Source organism: Candidatus Acetothermia bacterium (assembly GCA_024653305.1).
In the GTDB taxonomy this organism is placed as follows: Bacteria; Bipolaricaulota; Bipolaricaulia; order Bipolaricaulales; family Bipolaricaulaceae; genus JACIWI01.
Genome location: JANLFW010000011.1, coordinates 16,530 through 38,604 on the forward strand (window position 1 = coordinate 16,530; position 22,075 = coordinate 38,604).

Below are 22,075 nucleotides of genomic sequence, written 5' to 3' on the forward strand. Positions count from 1 at the left end.
GCTCCCCTGTGCGTTCAGATCACCGCCGTATACTCCCGGTGTGGCCCGCGCGATCGTGCTCTACGGGTACTTCGGGCACGGGAACCTTGGGGACGAGGCGATCCGGGAGGCGTGGACGGAGCTCCTTGCCCCGGAGTGGACCGTGCGCCCCCTCGCCCCGCCCCGCCTCCCCAGCCGAAGGGCTCCGATCCTCTTCACCGGGGGCATCCTCCAGGACCGCACCTCCCGCCGGTCGCTCCTCTTCTACGCGCTCGCCATCCGGGCCGCCCCGCGGCCGGTGGGGCTCGCCTGCGTGGGGGTGGACGTGCGTTCCCCCCTCTCCCGCCGGGTCCTCCGGGCCGTCCTGCCCAACGTGGACTTCCTCTCCGTGCGCGATCCGCCGTCCCGGGAGGCCCTCGCCGGGCTCGGGATCCCCGCCCGAGAAGGCCGCGACCCCGTCCTGGCCCTCCCCCCGGTCCCCCACCGTGGCGGCGGGCCTGTCCTTGTGAACCTGGTCCCCGCGCTCCCCCGCTCGATTCGGGATCGCGCCCTTACCGCGGCCCAGCGGATCGCGGACCGGTTGGATACTCGCCCGTTGGGGCTGGTCTTGGCCCGGGGCGAGGACGAGCGGGCCCTGCCCGAGCTGCCCCTGGTCGTCCCGGCAGGCCCGCGGGAGGCGCTCGACCTCCTCGCCCAGGCTCCTCTTCTGATCGGAAGCCGCCTCCACGCCCTGGAGCTCGCCCTCCTTGGCGGGACCCCGTTCCTCGCCGTCCCGTACGCCCCAAAAGTGGAGTCCTTCCTCGACCTGGTGGAGAGGGACCTTCCTCGTGCCGTGCCCCGCCTGCCCGGGGATGAGGGACAATGGGAGACGGTGCTCTCGCCCGGGTGGGCGCGGGCCCTGGTTCGGACCCGGGGGCACCTGCAGGAAGAGGCCTGGGAGGGGATCGACGATGTCCGGCGGTGGCTACGAGACCTGGCATGAGCCGGTGCTGGTGGCGGAGGCGCTCGCCTTCCTCGCACCCGGCCCGGGAAAGCTCTTCGTCGATGCCACCGTGGGCACCGGCGGCCACGCCGAGGCCCTCCTCGCCCGCGGGGCGGCGGTGGTGGGGGTCGACCGGGATCCGGAAGCGCTCAAGGTCGCCCAGGACCGGCTTTCCCCGTTTGGGGACAGGGTACACCTCGTGCGCGGGGACTTCCGGGACCTCCGGGACATCCTGACCCGACTAAGGGTAGCCAGGGCCGATGGGTTCCTGTTCGACCTCGGGGTGTCCTCCCTCCAGCTGGGCCAGCCGGAGCGGGGGTTCTCGTTCCAGGCCGATGGCCCCTTGGACATGCGGATGGACCCGGAGGGCCCCGTCACCGCCGACGACCTCGTGAACCGGCTCCCAGAGCGGGAACTGGCCCGCATCCTTTGGGAATACGGGGAGGAGCGGCACGCCCGGCGGATCGCCCGGGAGGTGGTGCGGGCCCGCCCCATCCATACCACCGGGGAGCTGGCCCGCCTCGTAGCCCGCCTCTACCCCCCGGGCCATCACCGCATCCACCCCGCCACCCGGACCTTCCAGGCCCTGCGGATCGCCGTGAACGACGAGCTCGCCGCCCTGGAGGCGGGCCTCGCCGCTGCCATGTCCCACCTCCGGCCCGGCGGGGTGCTGTGCGCGATCTCGTTCCATTCCCTCGAGGACCGGATCGTCAAGCGCGCCTTCCGCCAGGCAGCCCTCGCCGGCCGGCTGGAGGTCCTCACGAAGAAGCCGATCCAGCCAGGCCCGGACGAGGTGGCCCGGAACCCCCGGGCGCGGTCGGCCAAGCTCCGCGCCGCATGGGTGCCCGAGGTCGCCCCCGGTCTGGTCACCTGTCCCTGAGCCAGAGGCCGGCCTGATCTACCCTTGTTGCGATGCGGCCGGTCGTGCAGGAAGCGGTGGCCCGCCGTGTGCGGGCGAGGGCGATGCCTGCCCTATGGGTGGACGTCCTGGCCGTGATCGGGGCGGGGATCGTCGTGGCCGGGCTGGTGTTCCTGTACCTGTGGCAGGGAGCCATTCTCGTCCAGCTCCGGGCGGAGCGGGCCCAGGCCCTGCTCGCCGTGGAGGAGCTGGAGCGGACCCGGGTCTACCTGGAGTACCAACGAGCACGTGCCTACGCCCCGGACGTGATCGCCGAGCGGGCCCGGGGGCTCGGGATGGGCCCGTTCGACGCCAAGCGCACCCGATACCTGACCCTGGACGATGACCAAGGAGGCGGGCATTAAGCGGGCCACGGTCGTGTTCCTCCTCCTGGCGCTGGGGGGGCTGGCCGTGGTGGGGCGCCTGGTTCAACTCCAAGTGGTGGAACACGGGCGGTGGGTGACCGTGGCCCAGTCCGTGCAGGAAGACGTGATCGAACTCCCCGCCCGTCGAGGCACCATCTACGACCGCCACGGCAGTCCGTTGGCTTGTGATGTCCCCGCCTACTCCATTGCCCTCGACGGCTTCCACGTGACCAAGCCCGAGCTCCTGGTGGACCTGCTCGTGGAGGAGCTCGGAATGGCGCGCGAGACCGCGACGGACAAGGTGTACCGTGCCGCCTATTTCACGTGGCTCGCCCGGGGCGTGGATCGGGAGGTGGGGGCGCGCTTCCGGCGCCGGGCAGCGGAACTGGGCATCCACGGCCTCATGTTCTTCGACACCTGGAAGCGGGTCTACCCCCAGGGACCGCTGGCCCTGGCCGTGTTGGGGGTCGTGGGGGTGGACGGACAGGGACTGGAGGGGCTGGAGTACGCGTACGATGAGACGCTGCGGGGGAAACCGCGCCGGCTGCGGCTCCTGCGCAGCCGCGCTGGCCGGGTGTACGACCTGTGGGAGGAGGACCCCGGATGTCCGGGGAAGGATCTGCATCTCACGCTGGACGCTCGGATCCAGTGGATCTGCGAGCAGGAGGTCACCCAGGGGGTCCAGAAGTACGTGGCGGATCGGGGGTTCGCCCTGGTCATGGATCCCCGCACCGGGGCCATCCTCGCCCTCGCCCAGGCCCCACGGTACGACCTCGACCGCCCTGACCCGAGCCTCCTCCACGCATGGGCGGTGACGGACGCGTTCGAGCCGGGCTCGACGTTCAAGGCGCTGATCGGGCTGGCCGCGGTGGATCAGGGATTGGTCGGCCCGGAGGACACGTTCTCCGGGGATTCCCCGATCCTCGTGGCCGGGGTCCCCATCCGCAACGCCGAGGGCAAGAGCTATGGGCTTCGCACGTTCAGGGCGGCCATGGCCCAGTCCATCAACACCGTGCTCGTCCAAGTTGCCGGGCGGCTGGGCATCGAGCGGACTTACGCCTACCTCAGCCGGATGGGGTTCGGACGCCCGACCGGGGTGGGCCTGCCCGGGGAGTCCGCGGGCATCCTGCGCCCGCCGGAGCGGTGGACGGAGGTGGACCTGGCCACGTCCTCGTTCGGCCAGGGGGTGGCCGTGACCGGGGTGCAACTGGCGGCGGCGTTCTGCGCCCTGGCCAACGGGGGGACCCTGTACCGCCCGTACCTGGTCCAAGGCCCGCCTGAGGCGAGGGGGCGGGTGGCTTCGGTGGAGGCGTGCGCGACGATGCGGGAGATCCTGGGGTACGCGGTAAACACGGGCACCGGAAACCTCGCGGCCGTGCCCGGGTTCAAGGTGGGGGGGAAGTCCGGCACCGCCCAGATCGCCCTCCCCGGACGGGGGTACGTCCCAGGCCACATCACCGCCGCCATGGCCGCCTTCTTCCCGTGGGACAACCCGGAGTACGTGGTCATGGTGGTCTACCAGACGAGCCGCTCCGAGGAGTTCTGGAGCGGCAGCACCGCTGTGCCCACGGTGGGGGCGATCGTGCGGGGGATGGCGGGACTGGGGATCGTGCGCCCTTACGAGGACACCACCGCGCTCGGCCGGTCCGGATAGGTCAAGTAAAGGTGCCCGTCCCAGCCCGGCAATGCCCGGGCCACCGTCTCCAGCGCCAGCGCCGGGGTGTTGTTCTCTTGGGAGAGGTGGGCGAGGAGCACCGCCCGGAGGCCATCGCCCCTGAGGAGCGTGAGCGCCCGCCCGGCCTCGTCGTTGGCGAGGTGCCCCTCCGGTCCCAGGATCCGCAGCTTCAAGGGCCACGGATAGGGCCCGGCGAGGAGCATCCCGAGGTCGTGGTTGGCCTCCACCACCAGCACCTGGCATCCCCGCAGCGAGGACAGCACCGACTCGGTGACCTGGCCGAGGTCGGTGGCGATCCCAACCCGGGCCCCGTTCACCTCAAGCATCAGTCCCACTGGCTGGGCGGCATCGTGGCTGACCGGGAACGAAAACAGCTTGATCCCCGCGAGTTCCAGCCCCGGCTGAAGCGGGGTTCCCGCGATCCCGAGGGCGCGGAGGGTACCTGCACTGGCTGCGATCTGCACCCCCCGGCGGAGGAGCGGCTCCAGCCCGCGCACGTGGTCGGCGTGCTCGTGGGTCACGACCGCCCACCGGAGGCCCTCCAAGGAGAACCCAACCCGCCCCGCCCGCGCCCGCAGGTCCCGCCACGGGAGGCCGGCGTCGACGAGGAGCAGCCCCCGCGGGCCCTCCACGAGGAGGGCGTTCCCCGCCGAGCCGCTCCCCAGGGCGCAGACCCTCAACCCTGGTCGCGCCCGGGCAGGGCAGCGAGGAGGTCGATGGGCACCGGGAACACGATCGTGGTCGCGTTCTCGGTGGCGATCTCGGACAGGGTCTGCAGATACCGGAGCTGGAGCGCTCCCGCCGACCGCTGCATGATCTCCGCCGCCTCCCGCAGCTTCTCCGCGGCCTGAAGTTCCCCCTCCGCGTTGATGATCTTGCTCCGCCGTTCCCGCTCCGCCTCCGCCTGACGGGCGATGGCCCGCTGCATGTCGGTGGGGATCTTTACGTCCTTGATCTCCACCGTGATGACCTTGATCCCCCACGGGTCGGTGTGCTCGTCGATGATCTCCTGGAGCTGCTGGTTGAGCTTCTCCCGCTCGGACAGGATGTCGTCGAGCTCAGCCTTGCCCAGCACGGACCTGAGGGTGGTCATGGAGATCTGGCGGGTGGCCTCGATGAAGTCCAGCACCTCCACCACCGCTGCCTGGGGGTCCATGACCCGGAAGTACACGACCGCGTTCACGTTCACCGGCACGTTGTCCCGGGTGATGACCTCCTGGGGGGGGACGTCCAAGGTAATCGTCCTGAGGTCCACCTTGACCATCTTGTCCACGATGGGGATGATGAGGAACAGTCCCGGCCCCTTGGCCCCCACCAACCGCCCGAGGCGGAAGATCACGCCCCGCTCGTACTCTCGCACGATCTTGATGGCGCTGGCGAAGAACAGAACCACCAGCGCCACGATGATTGCCGCCGTTATGCCCATCGTCCCCTCCTTGGTTGTCTTTTCCATGATAGGCGTTTAGGATGGGCCTTGTCAATCGGAAAGGGGGACGGATGCGGGTGCCCATCGTCGCCGCCAACTGGAAGATGCACAAGACGGCAAGCGAGGCCGAAGCGTACCTCGAACGCCTGGTGGAACTGGTTGGGGAGAAGCCTCCGGTGGAACTGGTGGTGTTCCCCTCGTTCACTGCCCTTCCCATGGCGGGGAGGCTCCTTTCCGGCACGCCCATCGCCTGGGGCGCACAGAACGCCCACCCGGAGCGCCAGGGCGCGTTTACCGGCGAGGTGTCCGTGGCCCAGGTGGCCGACCTCGGGGCGCGCTTTCTCATCTGCGGCCATTCCGAGCGTCGACACCTGTTTGGCGAAAGCGACGCGTTCGTGGGGGCCAAGGTCCAGGCGGCCTTGGGTCATGGGTTGGTGCCCATCCTGTGCGTGGGGGAGACCCTGGACGAGCGGCGGGCCGGCCGGGCGTGGGCGGTGGTGGAGCGTCAGCTCGCCGCGGCCTTGGCTGGGGTTGCCCTCGCGGACGGGCGGAACCTGGTGATCGCCTACGAGCCGGTGTGGGCGATCGGCACCGGGGTCCCCGCCCGACCGGAGGACGCCCAGGCGATGGCGGGCCGCATCCGGGCCTGGCTGCGGCAGGCGTTCGGGAAGGTCGCCGAAGGGATTCGCATCCAGTACGGGGGGTCGGTGAAGCCGGGCAACGCCCGGGAGTTCCTGGTGCTCCCCGACATCGACGGGGCCCTGGTGGGCGGGGCGTCCCTGGATCCGGACGAATTTTGGGCCATCGCCCGGGCCGCCTAGCCCCAGTCCGGAAGCCCTCGAAGAGGGCCGCGGGTCCCCCTCCGTCCGTTACACGAGTTCCGCGAGCAGCCGCAGCCAGTCCAAAAGCAAGCGGGGCATCAGGAAGTGCTCACGCACGTGGGCCTGACCCTGGCTGCCAAGCTTGTGCCGAAGCTCCGGGTCTTGAAGGAGCTTCACCACCTGCGCCGCCGCCCCGTCGTAGTCCCCCGGCTCCACGAGATACCCGGTCTGGCCATGGATCACCTGGAGCGGGATCCCACCCACGTTGGTCGCCACCACCGGCGTCCTCTTCCACAGGGCCTCGGACACGGTGAGGCCGAACCCCTCGCGCAGGGAAAGCTGGAGCGCCACCGCCGCTTCTTCCTGGAGGGCGTTCACGAGGAGGGGGTCGGTCTCGGTGATGAGGTGCACGTCCTCCATTCCCCCGACCTGCTCCTGGACCTGAGCAAAGATGCGGGGTCCCTCGGGGTCATCGGTGGCCATGTTCCCCACCATCACCAGCCGGCAATCCACTGCCTCCTTCACCCGCTGGAACACCTGGAGCACCCCGAGCGGGTCCTTCCACTTGTCGAACCGCGACACCTGGAGGAGGATGGGCTTGTCGCGGGGGATCTCGTATTGGTCGAGCTTCCGCCCCACCTCGGCCGCGGAGAGTTCCCGGTTGATCTCGGATAAGGGGTCGATGGCCGGGGGAATGACGTGGGTCTCCACCGGGAGGTCCAGCTTGCGGAACGCCTCCGACGAGGCCACCACCGCATCGTAGCGGAGGATGAACGGCTTGAGCGTCTCCCACACCGGCTCATGAGGGGTGGAGAGGTCGATGTGGCACCGCCACACCCACGGGTTCCCCTTCTGCAGATAACGGATCATTGGGAGGGGTTGAGGATCGTGGACGATGATCACGTCGTAGCCAGCGGCGACTGGACTGTACCGGGCGAACGCCTCGTTCACGCGCAGGTAGTTCGCTATGTCCTGCTCGTTCAGGGAGACGGGCTCCCCCTGGAGGGCGTTGTGGAGCTTCTTCGTGACCTGAAACAGGGAGGGGTCGCCGTAGAGAAGGCTCCAGTCGGCGTTGATGCCCACGTCGTTCATCAACGGGACCAGGGAATGGAGCATCCCCGCCACCCCGCCGCCGTGGAAGGTGGCGTTCACCTCGAGCACCCGTAGCCCGTACAGGGGCCGGGCCGCCTTGAACACGGCCGCTACCATCCCTTCACCCACGTGCTTCGTGTACCGCTCGATGCCCAGCAATTCCATGTGTTGGGGCTAGGGCAGAGCCCCGTTGTTCACCTCCGATGGCAAGCTGATGAAACCCGTCCGGGACCGCGAAGCCCTTCGTCTTGGTCCCAATAGAATAGCTCCACGAAGTCAAGCTGCGCAAGCGCCTGGAGCACCTGGCCAGCGGTGGACAACCGCGGGAAGTTCAAGGAGGCGGTCTCCCCAGGCATGGGTACGGAACCCGTGGGGGTGGAACTCGTCGTTCCGCCCAGCGAGGAACGGGTCTTTCCGGCGTCCTGGGGAAGGGGCACCTTGGACATCGTCATCCCTTGAGGGCTCCGGCGAGGATCCCCCGCACGAAGTACCGCTGCAGCGAGAAGAACACGATCATCGGGACGATCATGGACACGAACGCCGCGGCGGTGAGGAGGTGCCAATCCTGGCCGCGGGACCCCACCAGGTTCGACAGCTGGACTGTGAGCGGGGCGACCCGGGCGAACCCTCCGAGGTACACCAGGCTCACCAGAAGGTCGTTCCACACCCACAGGAACTGAAAGATCGCCGCCGAGGCCAAGACCGGCACCGACAACGGGAGCGTCAAGCGCAGGAATGCGGTGAACGGGCTGGCCCCATCGATGAACGCGGACTCGAAGAGCTCCCGAGGCAACGCCCCGAAGAAGTTGCGCAGGAGGTAGATCATCAGGGGGAGCCCATAGCCGGTATGGGCCAGCCACACCCCGGGGAACGTGCCGGAGATCTTGAGGGCGTTGAACATCCGGAGCACAGGGATCAGCGTCATTTGAAGGGGGATCACGATGAGGCCGATCACCGTCATCAGGAGGAGCTGGCGCCCGCGGAAGTTCATCCATGCCAGGGCGTACGCGGCCAACGCGGCGATGGAGAGGGTGATCAAGGTGGTGGGCACGGTGATGATGAAGCTGTTGAGGAACGCCCGTCCCATCCCCTGCCGGAACAGGACATCCCGATAATTGTCGAGCGTGAAGCGGGGCCAGTAGCTCGGGTTGACGAGCGTGGTCCACCACCCCGAGGCGAGGAGGTCCTGCCGGGGGCGGAACGAGCTCACGAGGAGCCCGAGGGACGGGGTGAGCCAGATCGCGGCCAGGGCGATCACGACAAGATGCACGGGAAGCAGCTTGAGCAACTGGCGCCATCGCCTCATCGCACCGCCTCCTGGGCCCGGAACCGACGGACGTTGATGACGAGGAATGGGATGATCGCCAAGAACAGGATCACGGCGATCGCACTGGCCAAACCATAGTTGTGAAAGTAGAACATCTCGTTGTACATGCGGTTGGCGATCACGTCGGTGTCGTAGGCGCCGTTCGTCATCACGTACACGATGTCGAACACCTTGAGCACGAACACGATCATCGTCGTGGTGACCACAGCGAGCGTGGACTTGAGGAACGGAATGGTCACGTGGAGGAACAACTGCCACTCGTTGGCCCCGTCGATCCGCGCCGCCTCCAGCATCTCCCTGGGGATCCCCTTGTACGCCGCGGAGAGGATCACCATGCAGAACCCAGTCCACACCCACACCCCGACCGCGATCAGGGCCAGGTTGTTGACCCACGGCCGCTCGATGAGCCATCCAATGGGGTTCCCACCCACGGCCACCACGATCGCGTTGAGGAGGCCGATTTGAGGGGCGACCGCCGGCCGGAACGTGTACATGAACCTCCAGATCACCCCGGCCGCCACATAGGAGATGGCCATCGGGAGGAAGATCACCGACTTGATCACCGTCTCGTAACGAACGCGGTCGAGCAGCACCGCGAGGAGGAGGCCCATCCCCACGGTGAACAGGGTGAACACGACCAACCACAAGAGATTGTTGCGGAACGCGATGAGCATGGGCTGAGAGGTGAATGCCTGCACGTAGTTCTGGAAGCCCACGAACACGTCGGACCTGGGGCCGTAGAAGCTAAGGCGGACCGTCTCCGCAGTGGGGTAGATGAGGAACAGGCCCAGCATGAGGAGGGCAGGGGCCAAGTACAGCCAGTGGACCCGTCCCATGTTCATACCGGTCCCTCCCTAATCTAAGGATACCGGGGCGGGGTGTCCCCCGCCCCGGTCCAGGGGAAAAAGGCGATGGACTATGGACCGTAGGCAGCGCGAGCGGCAGCCTCGATGTCCGCAAGCACCCGGTCCAACGGCACTCCCGATACGTAATCGAGGACGCCCTTCCAGAACGCCCCCGCCCCCACCGCCGCCGGCATGAGGTCCGAGGCGTCAAACCGGAAGATCTCGGCGCCCTTCAGGATCTCGGCGGCTTCGGCGGTGAGCTTGTCCGGGTAGATCCCAGGGTCGACGTTGACGTTGGTGGCAAGCTTCCCCAGCGCCCCGCACCAGATGCCCTGGGCCTCAGGCGAGGCCAGGTACTGGAGGAACGACCGCACCTCCGCGGTATCCCGGAACGCGGAGATGAGGTCCCCGGCCCCGAGGAGCGGCGTCCCCCACTTCGGGTCGATGGGTGGGAACACGAAGAACGCCACATCCCGGTCCAGGTCGAGCTCGGGGTGGGCGCCCGCGATGAAGCTCTTGATGAACGTGGCCTGGCGGTGCAGGTACGCGCCCGGGGGCTTGTCCCACAGGACCGCCGGAGAGTCGCCGAAGTTGATGGACAGGGCCCCGGTGGTGCCGCCGTACACGTAGGCCTCGTTGCGCACGATGGCCCCGAACAGCTCAAATGCCCGTTTCACCGCAGGATGCGTCCACGGGATCTCGTGGTTGACCCACTGGTCGTAGAGCTCGGGCCCGGCGGTGCGGAGCATGATGTCCTCGATCCAGTCCGTTCCCGGCCAGCCGGACGCGGCTCCGCTCTCCAGGCCCACCGCCCATGGGGTCTTGCCCCGGGCGGCCAACTTCTGGGTGATGTATATGAGCTCGTTCCAGGTATGGGCCGGGGCGAGCCCCTCCGCGTACAGGGCATCCGGGTTGTACCACACGAGGCTCTTGAGATCAGCGGAGATGAAGATCCCGTATACTTTCCCGTCCACGGTGGCGAGGTCAACGAACGCCTTGGGGAACTGGGTCAAGTCCACGATCCCGCCCACGGGGATCAGGGCGCCCCGGGCCACGAACTCCGCCATCTGCCCGGGGTTGGGCATCGCCGCCAGGTCCGGCGGGTTCCCGGCCGCCACTCGGGTGGCCAGGATCCCCGGGAGCTCACGGCCCACGCTCTCCACCCGCACCGCGATCCCGGTCTTGGCCTGGAATGCAGCCGTCACCTTCTGGAATGCCTCGAGCTCGGCCCCGCTCCACAGGACCATGATCGTCACCGCGCCCTGGGCGAGGCCGGCCACCAATCCGACCAGCAGAAGTCCAACCGCCAATCGCTTAACCATCGGACACCTCCCTAGTTCGTGAGTTGTCACCGCATTGCTCGTTGGCGTGTTCTCCTGGTCTCACCCCCTTTGGGCCAGAAGTGGCGCTGGGTTAGCGTACAGGTCTCGTACCACGGCGATGGCCGCCCCGAGAGCGGCGGTCGGCCCCCGCGCCCGGGCCGGGGCCACCTCCACCACGTCCGGGAACTCCCCCTCCAGGGCCTTCTGAACCCGGCGGCGACAGCCCTCGATGAACAATGGCTCCTGCTCGCCCAGCATCTCGGCGTGGATCACCACCCGTCCCGGGTCGAACAGGGTCACCGCGTGCACCAAGGGGTCGGTGACCCGATCCACCAAGAGGTCGATCTGTTTACGGGGGGAAAGGCCGGCCAACCCTCCCGGCTCCACGAACGCCCGGTACAAGGCTCCACCGTGGCCATGAGCGCCAAGGTACACGTCTCCGTCCACCAGTACGCTCGCCCCAACTCGGATGTCCCCGTGCAGTCCGGGCCGGAGGGCGAAGTAGAGGAGGACGTCGTCGTCCCAACCCCCCTGATGGGCCTCGGCCAAGGCCATGAGGTGCATGTCGTGGTGGATGCGCACCGGGATGGGAAACTCCCGTTCCAGGATCTGCCGGGCCGGGACCCGGTGCCAGGCGGGCAAGGTCTGGCCCACGAAGTTCGCCGTTCCGTCGGTGAGGAACGCGGGCAGGCCCAACCCGATCCCGGCCACCTTGGGCCAACGAAGGCCGACCTCGTTGGCCCATCGGCGGAGCTCCTCCGCCACATGGCGCAGCACCGTGGCTGGGCCGGCGAGGCCCTCGACGGTGAGGCTTTTGGCGTGGAGCGCAGTGCCCCACAGGTCGGTGAGGACGAACTTCAGGCGGGGAAGTTCCACGTCCACCCCCAACGCCAGTCGGGCCTCCCCGTGGACGCGGAACACCACGGCCGGGCGGCCGCCCCACGGGGCCCGCGTCCCACACGGATGCACCAGGTCCAGACGCCGCAGCTCGCCCAGCGCCTTGTCCACCGTGGGGCGGGACAGGCTGAGGTTGACCTCCAGTTCCCGGCGGGTGACCCCAGCCGGAGTCCACGCCGCGCGCAGCACGTCGGCCAACGACTTCACCGCCATTTGGACAAGATTTTTGCAAAACCATTGTAAGAGAGCCACGGAGCCCCGTCAAGTGGACAGAGGGGGGCAGGTTCTCCTGGTTCGGGCCGGGGCGGTTGAGCGGGATCAGCCCGAGGGATGATCTTGGTCATGGAAGGGCGGACTTCCGTTCCCTATCGTTATAGCGTGCGCCAGGAGATACGGTTCGCCGGCTTTGGCGGCCAGGGGATCATCTCCGCCGGCCGCATCACCGGGCAGGCCGCGGTCATCTACGACGGCAAGCACTCCGTCCTCATCCAGTCCTACGGCCCGGAGGCCCGCGGCGGGGCATGCGCGGCCGAGGTCATCGTGTCCGACCGACAGGTGGACTACCCGATGGTGGTCCAGCCGGATGTCGGGGTCATCATGTCCCAAGAAGGCTATGAGAAATACGGCCATGACCTGCGTCCCGGGGGCCTCCTCCTCGTAGACCAAGACCTGGTCCAGCACGAGCCCCGCTCCGATGTGCAGGTGGTGGAGGTCCCGGCGACCCGCCTCGCCGAATCCTTGGGCCGCAGGATCGTGGCCAACGTGGTGATGCTCGGGGCGCTCGGGGCGGCATGGCCCACCGTGTCCCGGGATGCCCTGCTCAAGGCGGTCCTCGCCGCTGTCCCCCCCCACACCCGCGACCTCAACCAGCGGGCGTTCGAGGAGGGCTACAACTACGTGAAGGAGAACTTCCATGAACCGTAATCCGTTACCCGTGGGTCGCCATTCTTCAAACACTGATCGCGGCCCCCAGTCAGCACCTTATGGATCACGGATTGCGGATCACCGGTCACGGATCACGGATCACGGATCACGCCCCAGGATTGGAGTGTTCGTCTGCCACTGCGGCAAGAACATCGCCGGCACGGTGGACGTGGCCCGGGCAAGCGAGGTCCTGGCGCGCCATCCGGGGGTGGTCTACGCCACCCACCACGAGTACATGTGCTCCGACCCCGGCCAGGAGCTCCTCCGGCGGGCGATTCGTGAACACCGCCTCACCGGAGCGGTGGTGGCTGCGTGCTCGCCGTCCATGCACGAGACCACGTTCCGCCGGGCGGCAGCCGGTGCTGGGTTGAACCCGTACCTTGTGGAGATCGCCAACATCCGCGAGCAGTGCTCGTGGGTGCACGAGGGCCCAGCGGCCACGGACAAGGCGATCCGGGTGACCCGGGCGATGGTGGAGAAGGCCAAGGGCAACCACCCCCTGACCCCGATGGAGGTGGGGCACGCCACGAAGTGCCTGGTGGTCGGTGGGGGGATCGCCGGGATCCAGGCCGCCCTGGACGTGGCCGACGCCGGGTTCGAGGTCCTGCTCGTGGAGAAGAGCCCCACGATCGGGGGGCGCATGGCCCAGCTCTCGGAGACGTTCCCCACCCTCGACTGCTCCCAATGCATCCTTACCCCGAAGATGGTGGAGGTCGCCCATCACCCGCGGATCCGGCTCCTCACCTATTCCGAGGTGGAGGAGGTGTCCGGGTTCATCGGGAACTACCACGTCCGCATCCGCAAGAAGCCGACCTATGTGGACCCGGACAAGTGCAACCTGTGCGGGGAGTGCGCCAAGGTCTGCCCGATCCGCGTTCCGAGCGGGTTCGACTGCGGGCTCTCCGAGCGGGCGGCGATCTACATCCCGTTCCCCCAGGCCGTGCCCTCCTCGTACACCCTGGACGAGGGAAGCTGCTTGGGACTCGTGCCGCTCCGGTGCGGGGAGTGCGCCAAGGTCTGCGAGCCCAGGGCCATCGACTTCGACATGCACGAGGAGCTCCTGGAGGAGGACGTGGGGGCAATCATCCTCGCCACCGGGTACGAGCTCTACCCCAAGGAGGCGATGGCCGAGTACGGCCACGGGACGATTCCCGACGTGATCGACGGCCTCCAGTTCGAGCGGATCCTCTCGGCGTCCGGACCCACCCGGGGCGAGGTGCGGCGGCCGTCCGACGGCCGGGTGCCCAAGGAGGTCGTGTTCATCCAGTGCTCCGGGTCCCGCGACCCCGAGCTCCACAAACCGTACTGCTCGAAGATCTGCTGCATGTACACCGCCAAACACGCCCTTCTTTACCGCCACGCGGTCCACGACGGAAAGGCCTACGTGTTCTACATCGACATCCGCGCCGGGGGGAAGGGGTACGAGGAGTTCGTGAACCGGGCGATGGAGGAAGAAGGGATCCTCTACCTTCGCGGCAAGGTGGCCAAGGTGTTCCGCGAGGGGGACAAGGTCATGGTGTGGGGGGTGGATACCCTGACCGGAAAGCGGGTCGAGGTGGCGGCGGACCTGGTGGTGCTCGCCCAGGCGGTGGTGCCGACGACCGGGGCGCCGGAGCTCCCCCGCAAGCTGCGGGCCGCGGTGGATGCCCATGGGTTCCTTCAAGAAGCCCACCCCAAGCTGCGGCCGCTGGAGGCGCTCACCGGTGGGATCTTCCTCGCCGGGGCGGCCCACGCCCCTAAGGACATCCCGGAGGCGGTGGCCCAAGGATCAGGGGCAGCGGCGAAGGCGGTGGCGATCCTTGCGGCCCCGGTGCTCACCCATTCCCCGGAGGTGGCGGAGGTGGACGAGGCCCTGTGCTCCGGTTGCCGCATCTGCGCCCCACAGTGTCCGTACACGGCGATCACCGTGGACGAGGTGGCCCACGTGAACGAGATGCTGTGCGAAGGGTGCGGCACGTGCGTCGCGGCCTGCCCGAGCGGGGCGATGACGATGCGCAACCTCTCCGACGTCCAGGTCCAGAGCATGATCCGCGCCGCCTTGAGCGAGGTCCCCGAGCCCGCGGAGGTGAAGGGTGGCTGAGGCCGGGTTCGAGCCGCGGATCGTGGCGTTTCTCTGTCGGTGGTGCGCCGGGGCCGGGGCCGATCTCGCCGGCACCAGCCGCCTCCAGTACCCACCCAACGCGATCCCGATCCGGGTCAACTGCTCGGGCCGGGTCGAGCCGAGCTGGGTCGTGGACGCCCTGCGATCCGGAGCGGACGGCGTGCTGATCGGCGGCTGCCACCCCGGGGACTGCCACTACGTGGTGGGGAACTACAAGGCCCGCCGTCGCGTGTACCTCCTCCGCAAGGTGCTCGAGGAGCTCGGGGTGGAGCCGGAGCGGGTGCGCCTGGAATGGGTGTCGGCCACCGAGGGGGCCCGGTTCGCCCGGGTGATGACCGAGTTCGTGAAAGAGTTGCGGAGGCTCGGCCCACTGCAGGGAAATGGACAAGGGTGATGGGCGATGACTGAAAAACTCGAACGTATGAGCCCTAGAGGTCAAGAAAACTCGCCGCGCACTTCCGATTTGTCACCCGTCACCCATCACCCATCGCTGAAGCTCGCCGTGTATTGGACCGGAAGCTGTGGGGGGTGCGACGTCTCGTTCCTCGAGCTGGGGGCGGCGCTCCTCGACGTCCTTTCCAAGGTGGAGATCGTGTTCTGGCCGGCGCTGGTGGACGCGAAGCGCGCCGACGTCGAGGCCCTCCCGGCGGGGGCGATCGACGTCGCCCTCATCAACGGGACCCTACGCACCGAGGAGAACCGGGAGATGGCCGAGCTCCTGCGGGAGAAATCCAAGCTCATCGTGGCTTATGGGGCGTGCGCCCACCTCGGGGGGATCCCGGGGCTGGCCAACCTGTCCCAGCGTGAGGAGATCCTGGCTGCCGTGTTCGGGGATGGGTTCCGGCCGACGCCACCCCCGGGAGGATCGCCGGAGGATGCCCCCCCGGAGCTCCTCGCCGAGGCGCTGCCCCTGTCGGCGGCGGTTCGGGTGGACTACGTCGTCCCCGGCTGTCCTCCCCCGCCGGGGTTGATCTCCCGGGCCTTCGACGCCCTCCTCGGGGAGCTGCCACCAACCGGGCACGTGTTCGCCCCCGAGAAGGCCCTGTGCGAGGAATGCCCCCGGACCAAGGAGGAGCGGAGGCTGACCCAAGTGGTGCGCCCCCACGAGGTGCTTCCGGACCCGGAGAAGTGCCTCCTCGATCAGGGGATGATCTGCCTCGGGCCGGTGACGCGGGGCGGGTGCGACGCCGCCTGTCCCAAGGCCGGGATGCCCTGCACCGGCTGCCTCGGCCCCACCCCCAATGCCGGCGACCAGGGGCTGGCGATGCTCTCGGCTCTGGCCTCCCTGGTACGGGCCGGGGAGGAGGGTGAGGCCGCGTTCGCTTCCGAGGACAAGGTCCTCGACGCGATCGTCGACCCGGTGGGGACGTTCCACAAGTACGCCCTCCCCGCGACGTGGAGGGTCCCCTCCCCCCTTCGTGGGGGAGGGTCAGGGAGAGGGGGGCGCCCGTGAAGAAGATCGCCATCGACCCCATCACGCGCCTGGAGGGGCATGGGAAGATCCTCCTCTACCTGGACGAGGAGGGAGGCCTCAAGGGGGCGGTGCTCCAGGTGCCGGAGCTGCGGGGGTTCGAGCGGTTCTGCCGCGGCCGTCGGGCCGAGGAGATGCCCCAGACCACCGAGCGCATCTGCGGGGTGTGCCCAGAGGCCCATCATCTCGCGTCCGCCAAGGCCCTGGACGTCGCGTACGGAGCGGAGGTCCCGCGGGCGGCCCGCCTCCAACGGGAGCTCTTCTACAACACCTACATCTTCTCCGATCACCTCCTCCACCTCGTGTTCCTCGGCGGGCCCGATTTGCTCCTCCCCAAGGACACCCCGAAGTCCGAACACAACGTGCTCGGGGTGCTCAAGGCGTTGCCCGAGCTGGGAAAAGAGGTGGTCACGGTACGGGCCCGCGCCCAGCGGGTCCTCGAGCTGATCGGGGGGAAGGCCATCCACCCCGTGTTCGCCCTGCCCGGGGGGGTAGCCAAGCCGCTTGCGAAGAAGGACCAGGAGGAGATCCAGGGCCATGCACAGGTGATGGTGGAACTGAGCCAGCGGATGGTGGCGTTCTTCCACGAGGAGGTGCTGCCGGATCCGGAGCTCCAAAGCCTGCTCCTGGCGGAAGAGGCCCGCCTTCCCACCCACTACCTGGGGACGGTGGACGAGAACGGGGCCCCGAACTTCTACCACGGAAAGGTCCGCGCTGTTTCTGCAGACGGGGACGAGCTGTTCCAGCTCGACCCCGCGGGCGCCATGGCCCGGATCGCCGAGCGCGCCGAGCCCTGGACGTACGTGAAGTTCCCGTACCTCAAGGACATCGGCTGGTCTGGGTTTGAAGGCGGCTCCCGATCGGGGATCTACCGGGTGGGACCACTGGCCCGGCTGAACGTCGCCGAGCGGATGGCCACCCCGCTCGCCCAGGAGGAGTTCGAGCGGTTCCTCGATTTCTTCGGGGAGCGGCCGGTGCACGCCACGTTCGCCTACCACTGGGCGCGCCTCGCGGAGATGGTCCAGGCGGCGGAGGCCGCCGCCGCCCTGGCCCAGGACGAGGGGCTCACCGGGGCGGACGTGCGGGGCAGACTCGGTCAGCCCGGGGAGGGGATCGGCGCCGTGGAGGCGGCCCGAGGGACCCTGTTCCATCATTACCGTCTGAACGGGGAAGGGTTGGTGGAGTGGGTGAACCTGATCGTGGCCACCACCCACAACGCTGCGGGGATCGGGCTCTCGGTGAAGCAGATGGCGGAGGCGGTGGTCCGGCAAGGCAACTTGGACGAGGAGCTCCTCAACCGGGTGGAAATGGCGTTCCGGGCCTACGACCCGTGCCTGGCCTGCGCCACCCACTTCCTTCCCGGGGAGACCCCGCTTGTCCTGGAGGTGTACGATGCTTACGGGAACCTCGCCCGCCGTATTGGCCGATAGGGTCGTGGTGGTGGCCCTGGGGAACCCCGACCGGAGCGATGACGGCGTTGGCCCGGCGGTGATTCGGGCCCTTGAGCCGCGCCCGAATGTGGAGGTGTGGGAGGCGATCAAGGGGGGCCTCCCCCTGGCCCACGCCCTGGTGGGGTTCCCGCGGGCGCTGATCGTGGACGCGGCCCCGTTCCTGCCGGTGGGGGAGGTGGCCCTGTTCCCCCTCATCCCGACCCTCTCTCACGGAGGGGAGAGGGGGAGGGGGGAAACCCTTCCCCGCAGTAGGGGAGGACCAGGGGCCGGCTGGCCGCACGGCCTGGGCCTCGCCCGGGCCCTGGCCGCCTTGCGCGCCGCGGGCCTGGACATCCCCGAGGCCTGGGCGCTGGGGATCGGGATACCCCCGGATCCCCCGTTCCGGCGCGGCTTGTCTCCGGAGGTCCGCCGGGCGGTGCCCCGGGCGGTGGCAGAGGTGAGACGATGGCTGATGAGCTGAGGCTTTCCCGGGAGGCGCTCGCCGCCCCGTTCGTGCGCAAGGTGGAGGAACTGTCCGGCCAGAACCTGTACGCTTGCTACCAGTGCGGCAAGTGCGCCGCAGGGTGCCTGTTCACCGAGGCCATGGACGCCCTCCCCAACCAGGTGCTGCGCCGGGTCCAGCTTGGGGACGAATCGGTGCTCGCCGCCTCTGCCCCGTGGGCGTGCGCCTCCTGCCTGGCGTGCGCGGTGCGTTGCCCGAAGGGGGTGGACGTGGCCCGGGTCATGGAGGCGCTGCGGCTCCTCTCCCTGCGCCGCGGCCTGCCGCACCTCGACCCGAGGGCGACGGCAGGGGTCCCCCAGATCGCCCTGGTGGGGGCGTTTCGCAAATTGACCCCGTGAACCGTGATCAGTGGGGGAAGGAAGAATGAGCGGAGTTGAAAACCGGCGACAGGAACGGAAAAGCGAGGAGGCGGCGGTGGCTCGCGGCCCTCAGGAACGGAACTTCCGATCACGGATCCCGTACTTCCCCGGCTGCGCGATGAAGGATCAGGCCCGGGACTACGAGCGGGCCGCCCAGGCCGCGCTCGCCGCCCTCGGCTGCGAGCTCGTCGAGCTCCCCCGTTGGAACTGCTGCGGCACCGTGTACTCCCTGGCCAACGATGACCTGATGCGCCACGTGGGCCCGGTGCGGAACCTGATCCGCGTCCAGGACATGGGCGAGTCCCGGGTCCTCACCCTGTGCGCGATGTGCTACGGGACCCTCAGGCGGTCGGCCCGGTTCGTGGCCGCCGACCCGGAGCGGCTCTCGCGGATCAACGCGTTCATGAGCGACGAGCACGACTACCGCGGCGGGGTGGAGGTGCTCCACCTCCTCGGGTTCCTGCGGGACGTGGTGGGATACGAAAACCTGGCATCCAAGGTTGTCCGCCCCCTCACGGGGGTGCGGGCCGCGCCGTACTACGGGTGTACCCTGGTGCGGCCGCGGGAGGTAGGGGTGGACGACCCCGACCGGTCGGAGGTCCTCGAGCGGGTGCTCTCGGCCCTGGGGGCGGAGGTCGCCGAGTTCCCGTACAAGGTGGAGTGCTGCGGGGCGTACCTGACGGTGGGGGCGCCGGCGATCGTGGCGGGGCGGGTGAGGGACATCGTCGCTTCGGCCGCGGCCAATGGGGCGGACCTGATCGTCACCAGTTGTCCACTCTGTCAGTTCAACCTGGAGGCGCGCCGGCCGGGGACCGGGCCGCGGCTGCCCGTCGTGTACCTGGGCCAGCTCCTGGCCTGGGCCCTAGGGGCGGACGCCTGCCTCCCGCCCGAGGCGGAGGCCCTGATCCAGGGGACCACCCCGGCGGCCGCCGGTGCGCAACAGAGGTGAGGGGATGACCAGAGATCAAGGGATGCTCACCGTGTACATCATGGGCAAGGGGTACCGCGTGCCCGCAGGCCTCACGATCATGAAGGCCATGGAGTACGCGGGGTACCGCCTGGTGCGGGGCTGTGGGTGCCGCGGCGGCTACTGCGGGGCCTGCGCCACCGTGTACCGTCTGCCCGGGGATTACCGCCTCTACGCCGATCTCGCTTGCCAGACCACGGTTCAGGACGGCATGTACATCGCTCAACTGCCGTTCACACCGGCCGAGCGGGCCGACTACCAGCTGTCCCAGCTGGCCCCCCGGGGGGAAACGCTCCTCGCCCTGTACCCGGAGCTGGCGCGGTGCGTGGCCTGCAACACGTGCACCAGGGCCTGCCCCCAGAAGCTGGAGGTGATGGACGCCGTCCAGGCCGCCCTGCGTGGGGATATCCGGCAGGTGGCCGAGCTCACCTTCGACTGCGTCCAGTGCGGCCTGTGTGCCATGCGCTGTCCGGCGGAGATCGCCCACTACCACGTGTGGCAGCTCGCCCGGCGCCTCTGCGGGGCCTACCTCACCCCCCGCGCCCAGCACCTGGCCCGGCGGGTGGCCGAGGTGGAGTCCGGGGCTTTCGACGCTGAGCTGGACCGGCTGATGGGCATGGGCAAGGACGAGTTGGCCAAGGCATACCAGGCCCGGGACATCGAGCCCTGAGGAGGGAGCGGGTGGCCACGTATCCGAAGGAGATGCAGGAATCGATCGCGCGGGTGGAAGCAACGCGCCCCCAGCGCATGAAAGCGGGGTTTCCCCGCCTTTCCCTGGCCGAGCAGGAGGCGCTCCTCAGGGGGTTTCACCCCGACTACAAGGAAGGTGGCAAGCGCCCACTCCGAGTGGGGCCGTCGCAGGGGGAGTTCGTGCCCCATGAGGTGGCCGACCTCCTCGAGGCCTACCCCCTCCTCGACCCACGGGAGGTGGACCTAAGCGAGGTGGACTACGACGTGGACGTGCTCGTGATCGGGGGCGGCGGGGCGGGAACGGTGGCCGCGCTGTGGGCGTGCGAAGCTGGCATCCCCGCCAACCGCATCCTCATCGCCACCAAGCTCCGCCATGGGGACTCCAACTCGATGATGGCCCAAGGGGGCATCCAGGCCGCGGACAAGCCCCACGACTTCCCGGCCATCCACTACCTGGACGTGATCGGCGGGGGGCACTTCGCGGGCGATCCCAAACTGGTACGGGCCCTGGTCCAGGACGGCCCGATGATCATCCGCTGGCACGAGGCGCTCGGGGTGATGTACGACAAAGGTCCCGATGGGACGATGATCACCATCCACGGCGGGGGCACGTCGAGAAGGCGCATGCACTCGGCCAAGGACTACACGGGGATGGAGATCATGCGGGTGCTGCGGGACGAGGCGAGGAGCCGGGGGATTCCCGTGCTCGAGTTCTCCCCGGCGGTGGAGCTCCTCACCGATGTCCACGGCCAGGTGGCCGGAGCGGTGCTGTGGAACCTGGAGACGGAGGAGTACCTGATCGTGCGGGCCAAGGCCACCGTGCTCGCCACCGGCGGTTGGGGGCGCTTGCACATCCAGGGCTTCCCCACTACCAACCACTACGGGGCGACCGCCGATGGCCTGGTGCTCGCGTACCGGGTGGGAGCCAGGCTACGCGACCTGGATTCCGTACAGTACCACCCGACCGGGGCAGCGTATCCGGAGCAGCTCGTGGGCCTGCTCATCACCGAGAAGGTGCGGGGTTTGGACGCCCAGCCGGTGAACAGGGATGGGGAGCTCTTCGTGCACCCGCTTGAGCCGCGGGACGTGGAGTCGGCCGCGTTCATCCGGGAGTGCATGCCCCTGGAGCAAGGTGGGCGGGGCCTCGGGGTGGTGACCCCCACCGGGATGGTCGGGGTGTGGCTGGACACGCCGATGGTGGATATGATCCACGGCAAGGGCACGTTCCAGCGGGCCCTTTCCAGCATCTGGCGGATGTACGTGCGGTTCGACATCGACCCCACCCGCGAGCCGATCCTCGTCTACCCCAGCCTCCACTACCAGAACGGGGGGGTGGCGATCGACGAGAACGGGTGGACAGGGATCCCGGGCCTGTTCGCCGGGGGGGAGGTGGAGGGCGGCGTTCACGGCAAGAATCGGCTGATGGGGAACTCGCTTCTTGACTACAACGTGTTCGGTCGCCGGGCTGGGCTCGCTGCCGCAGCTTGGGCCAAGGAGGCCCGCGTGGGCCGCCTGACCCTGGCCCACGTCAAGCGGTACGTGGAACAACTCAAGGCGGCGGCGGTCCCCAAAGAGCGGCGGGCGCCGCTGCTCCTGCCCGACTACCGCGGCGAGCGGGTCCTGGCACGGATGGTGGACCTCCTATGATCGTGGATGAGAAGGCGGTGGCGAAGCGGTGGCGGGTGCCCAAGGGCCACGTGTACGTCCTGGAGGACGTGTGCAAAGGGTGCGGGTTCTGCATCGAGTTCTGCCCCCGGAAGGTGCTCGTCCGGGCTGATCACTACAACGCGAAAGGGTACCACCCCCCCGAGGTGGTCGACGCCGAGGCGTGCGTGATGTGCGGGTTCTGCGAGCTCATCTGCCCGGATTTCGCCATCTGGACGGAGAAAGGCGAGACAGGCAAGTTGGCGTCGGGGATGAACCCCGACGACGGACGCCCAACCGGGGAAGGCGGTAACGGTGCCAGGTAAGGCGATCCTCT

General features: G+C 68.7%; 23 protein-coding genes. 16 read left to right on the forward strand and 7 right to left on the reverse strand.

Features of this window, described 5'->3' with window-relative positions; genetic code table 11:
• The first annotated feature begins 40 nt into the window (after positions 1–40).
• The 4 genes from NUV94_05360 to NUV94_05375 are packed head-to-tail and all read left to right on the forward strand — an operon-like array spanning position 41 to position 3,878.
• Positions 41–961 (forward strand): polysaccharide pyruvyl transferase family protein, encoded by a 921-nt coding sequence (locus NUV94_05360; protein MCR4392199.1) that lies wholly within the window; start codon positions 41–43, stop codon positions 959–961.
• A complete protein-coding gene (rsmH, locus tag NUV94_05365) occupies positions 930–1,841 on the forward strand; it encodes a 16S rRNA (cytosine(1402)-N(4))-methyltransferase RsmH (GenBank protein MCR4392200.1) in 912 nt (303 codons plus the stop codon). The genes NUV94_05360 and rsmH overlap by 32 nt, the downstream gene beginning before the upstream one ends.
• A 32-nt stretch (positions 1,842–1,873) precedes the next feature.
• Positions 1,874–2,224 (forward strand): hypothetical protein, encoded by a 351-nt coding sequence (locus NUV94_05370; protein MCR4392201.1) that lies wholly within the window; start codon positions 1,874–1,876, stop codon positions 2,222–2,224.
• Complete coding sequence (locus tag NUV94_05375) at positions 2,202–3,878, forward strand: penicillin-binding protein 2 (protein ID MCR4392202.1); 1,677 nt, start codon at positions 2,202–2,204, stop codon at positions 3,876–3,878. The genes NUV94_05370 and NUV94_05375 overlap by 23 nt, the downstream gene beginning before the upstream one ends.
• On the opposite strand, the gene NUV94_05380 is transcribed toward NUV94_05375, so the two are convergent.
• A complete protein-coding gene (locus tag NUV94_05380) occupies positions 3,842–4,579 on the reverse strand; it encodes an MBL fold metallo-hydrolase (GenBank protein MCR4392203.1) in 738 nt (245 codons plus the stop codon). The genes NUV94_05375 and NUV94_05380 overlap by 37 nt on opposite strands.
• Positions 4,576–5,352: a slipin family protein gene (locus tag NUV94_05385; protein ID MCR4392204.1), complete on the reverse strand. Its 777-nt coding sequence runs from the start codon at positions 5,350–5,352 to the stop codon at positions 4,576–4,578. Before NUV94_05385 ends, NUV94_05380 begins: the two co-directional genes overlap by 4 nt.
• Positions 5,353–5,396: 44 nt before the next feature.
• On the opposite strand from NUV94_05385, the gene tpiA reads away from it, so the two are divergent.
• Complete coding sequence (gene tpiA / locus NUV94_05390) at positions 5,397–6,146, forward strand: triose-phosphate isomerase (GenBank protein MCR4392205.1); 750 nt, start codon at positions 5,397–5,399, stop codon at positions 6,144–6,146.
• A gap of 48 nt (positions 6,147–6,194) precedes the next feature.
• Here the strand turns inward: tpiA and NUV94_05395 are convergent, their stop codons facing one another.
• From NUV94_05395 to NUV94_05415, 5 genes are all read right to left on the reverse strand, one after another.
• On the reverse strand, positions 6,195–7,403 hold the full coding sequence (locus NUV94_05395; GenBank protein MCR4392206.1) for a glycosyltransferase: 1,209 nt from the start codon (positions 7,401–7,403) through the stop codon (positions 6,195–6,197).
• A 283-nt stretch (positions 7,404–7,686) separates the two neighbouring features.
• Entirely contained in the window at positions 7,687–8,544 is an 858-nt protein-coding gene (locus NUV94_05400; GenBank protein MCR4392207.1) for a carbohydrate ABC transporter permease, read from the reverse strand.
• Positions 8,541–9,407 (reverse strand): sugar ABC transporter permease, encoded by an 867-nt coding sequence (locus tag NUV94_05405; GenBank protein ID MCR4392208.1) that lies wholly within the window; start codon positions 9,405–9,407, stop codon positions 8,541–8,543. Before NUV94_05405 ends, NUV94_05400 begins: the two co-directional genes overlap by 4 nt.
• 74 nt (positions 9,408–9,481) lie before the next feature.
• On the reverse strand, positions 9,482–10,732 hold the full coding sequence (locus NUV94_05410) for an extracellular solute-binding protein (protein ID MCR4392209.1): 1,251 nt from the start codon (positions 10,730–10,732) through the stop codon (positions 9,482–9,484).
• A 60-nt stretch (positions 10,733–10,792) separates the two neighbouring features.
• A complete protein-coding gene (locus NUV94_05415; GenBank protein ID MCR4392210.1) occupies positions 10,793–11,842 on the reverse strand; it encodes an ROK family protein in 1,050 nt (349 codons plus the stop codon).
• A gap of 165 nt (positions 11,843–12,007) precedes the next feature.
• Between NUV94_05415 and NUV94_05420 the strand changes: the two genes are divergently transcribed.
• From NUV94_05420 to NUV94_05470, 11 genes are all read left to right on the forward strand, one after another.
• On the forward strand, positions 12,008–12,553 hold the full coding sequence (locus tag NUV94_05420; GenBank protein MCR4392211.1) for a 2-oxoacid:acceptor oxidoreductase family protein: 546 nt from the start codon (positions 12,008–12,010) through the stop codon (positions 12,551–12,553).
• Positions 12,554–12,644: 91 nt separating this feature from the next.
• Positions 12,645–14,633 carry a CoB--CoM heterodisulfide reductase iron-sulfur subunit A family protein gene (locus NUV94_05425; GenBank protein MCR4392212.1) on the forward strand — a complete coding sequence of 663 codons (1,989 nt, stop codon included), beginning with the start codon at positions 12,645–12,647 and terminating at the stop codon, positions 14,631–14,633.
• A gap of 19 nt (positions 14,634–14,652) precedes the next feature.
• Entirely contained in the window at positions 14,653–15,048 is a 396-nt protein-coding gene (locus NUV94_05430; protein ID MCR4392213.1) for a hydrogenase iron-sulfur subunit, read from the forward strand.
• A gap of 108 nt (positions 15,049–15,156) precedes the next feature.
• Positions 15,157–16,107: an oxidoreductase gene (locus tag NUV94_05435; GenBank protein ID MCR4392214.1), complete on the forward strand. Its 951-nt coding sequence runs from the start codon at positions 15,157–15,159 to the stop codon at positions 16,105–16,107.
• Entirely contained in the window at positions 16,104–17,555 is a 1,452-nt protein-coding gene (locus NUV94_05440; protein MCR4392215.1) for a Ni/Fe hydrogenase subunit alpha, read from the forward strand. Before NUV94_05435 ends, NUV94_05440 begins: the two co-directional genes overlap by 4 nt.
• Entirely contained in the window at positions 17,518–18,036 is a 519-nt protein-coding gene (locus NUV94_05445) for a hydrogenase maturation protease (GenBank protein MCR4392216.1), read from the forward strand. The genes NUV94_05440 and NUV94_05445 overlap by 38 nt, the downstream gene beginning before the upstream one ends.
• Positions 18,021–18,416 carry a 4Fe-4S dicluster domain-containing protein gene (locus NUV94_05450; GenBank protein MCR4392217.1) on the forward strand — a complete coding sequence of 132 codons (396 nt, stop codon included), beginning with the start codon at positions 18,021–18,023 and terminating at the stop codon, positions 18,414–18,416. The genes NUV94_05445 and NUV94_05450 overlap by 16 nt, the downstream gene beginning before the upstream one ends.
• Positions 18,417–18,441: 25 nt before the next feature.
• A complete protein-coding gene (locus tag NUV94_05455; protein ID MCR4392218.1) occupies positions 18,442–19,386 on the forward strand; it encodes a CoB--CoM heterodisulfide reductase iron-sulfur subunit B family protein in 945 nt (314 codons plus the stop codon).
• Between the two features lie 4 nt (positions 19,387–19,390).
• Complete coding sequence (locus NUV94_05460; protein MCR4392219.1) at positions 19,391–20,074, forward strand: 4Fe-4S dicluster domain-containing protein; 684 nt, start codon at positions 19,391–19,393, stop codon at positions 20,072–20,074.
• Between the two features lie 32 nt (positions 20,075–20,106).
• Positions 20,107–21,741, forward strand: a complete 1,635-nt coding sequence (locus tag NUV94_05465; GenBank protein ID MCR4392220.1) for an FAD-binding protein — start codon at positions 20,107–20,109, stop codon at positions 21,739–21,741.
• A complete protein-coding gene (locus NUV94_05470) occupies positions 21,738–22,064 on the forward strand; it encodes a 4Fe-4S binding protein (protein ID MCR4392221.1) in 327 nt (108 codons plus the stop codon). Before NUV94_05465 ends, NUV94_05470 begins: the two co-directional genes overlap by 4 nt.
• Positions 22,065–22,075: the final 11 nt, after the last annotated feature.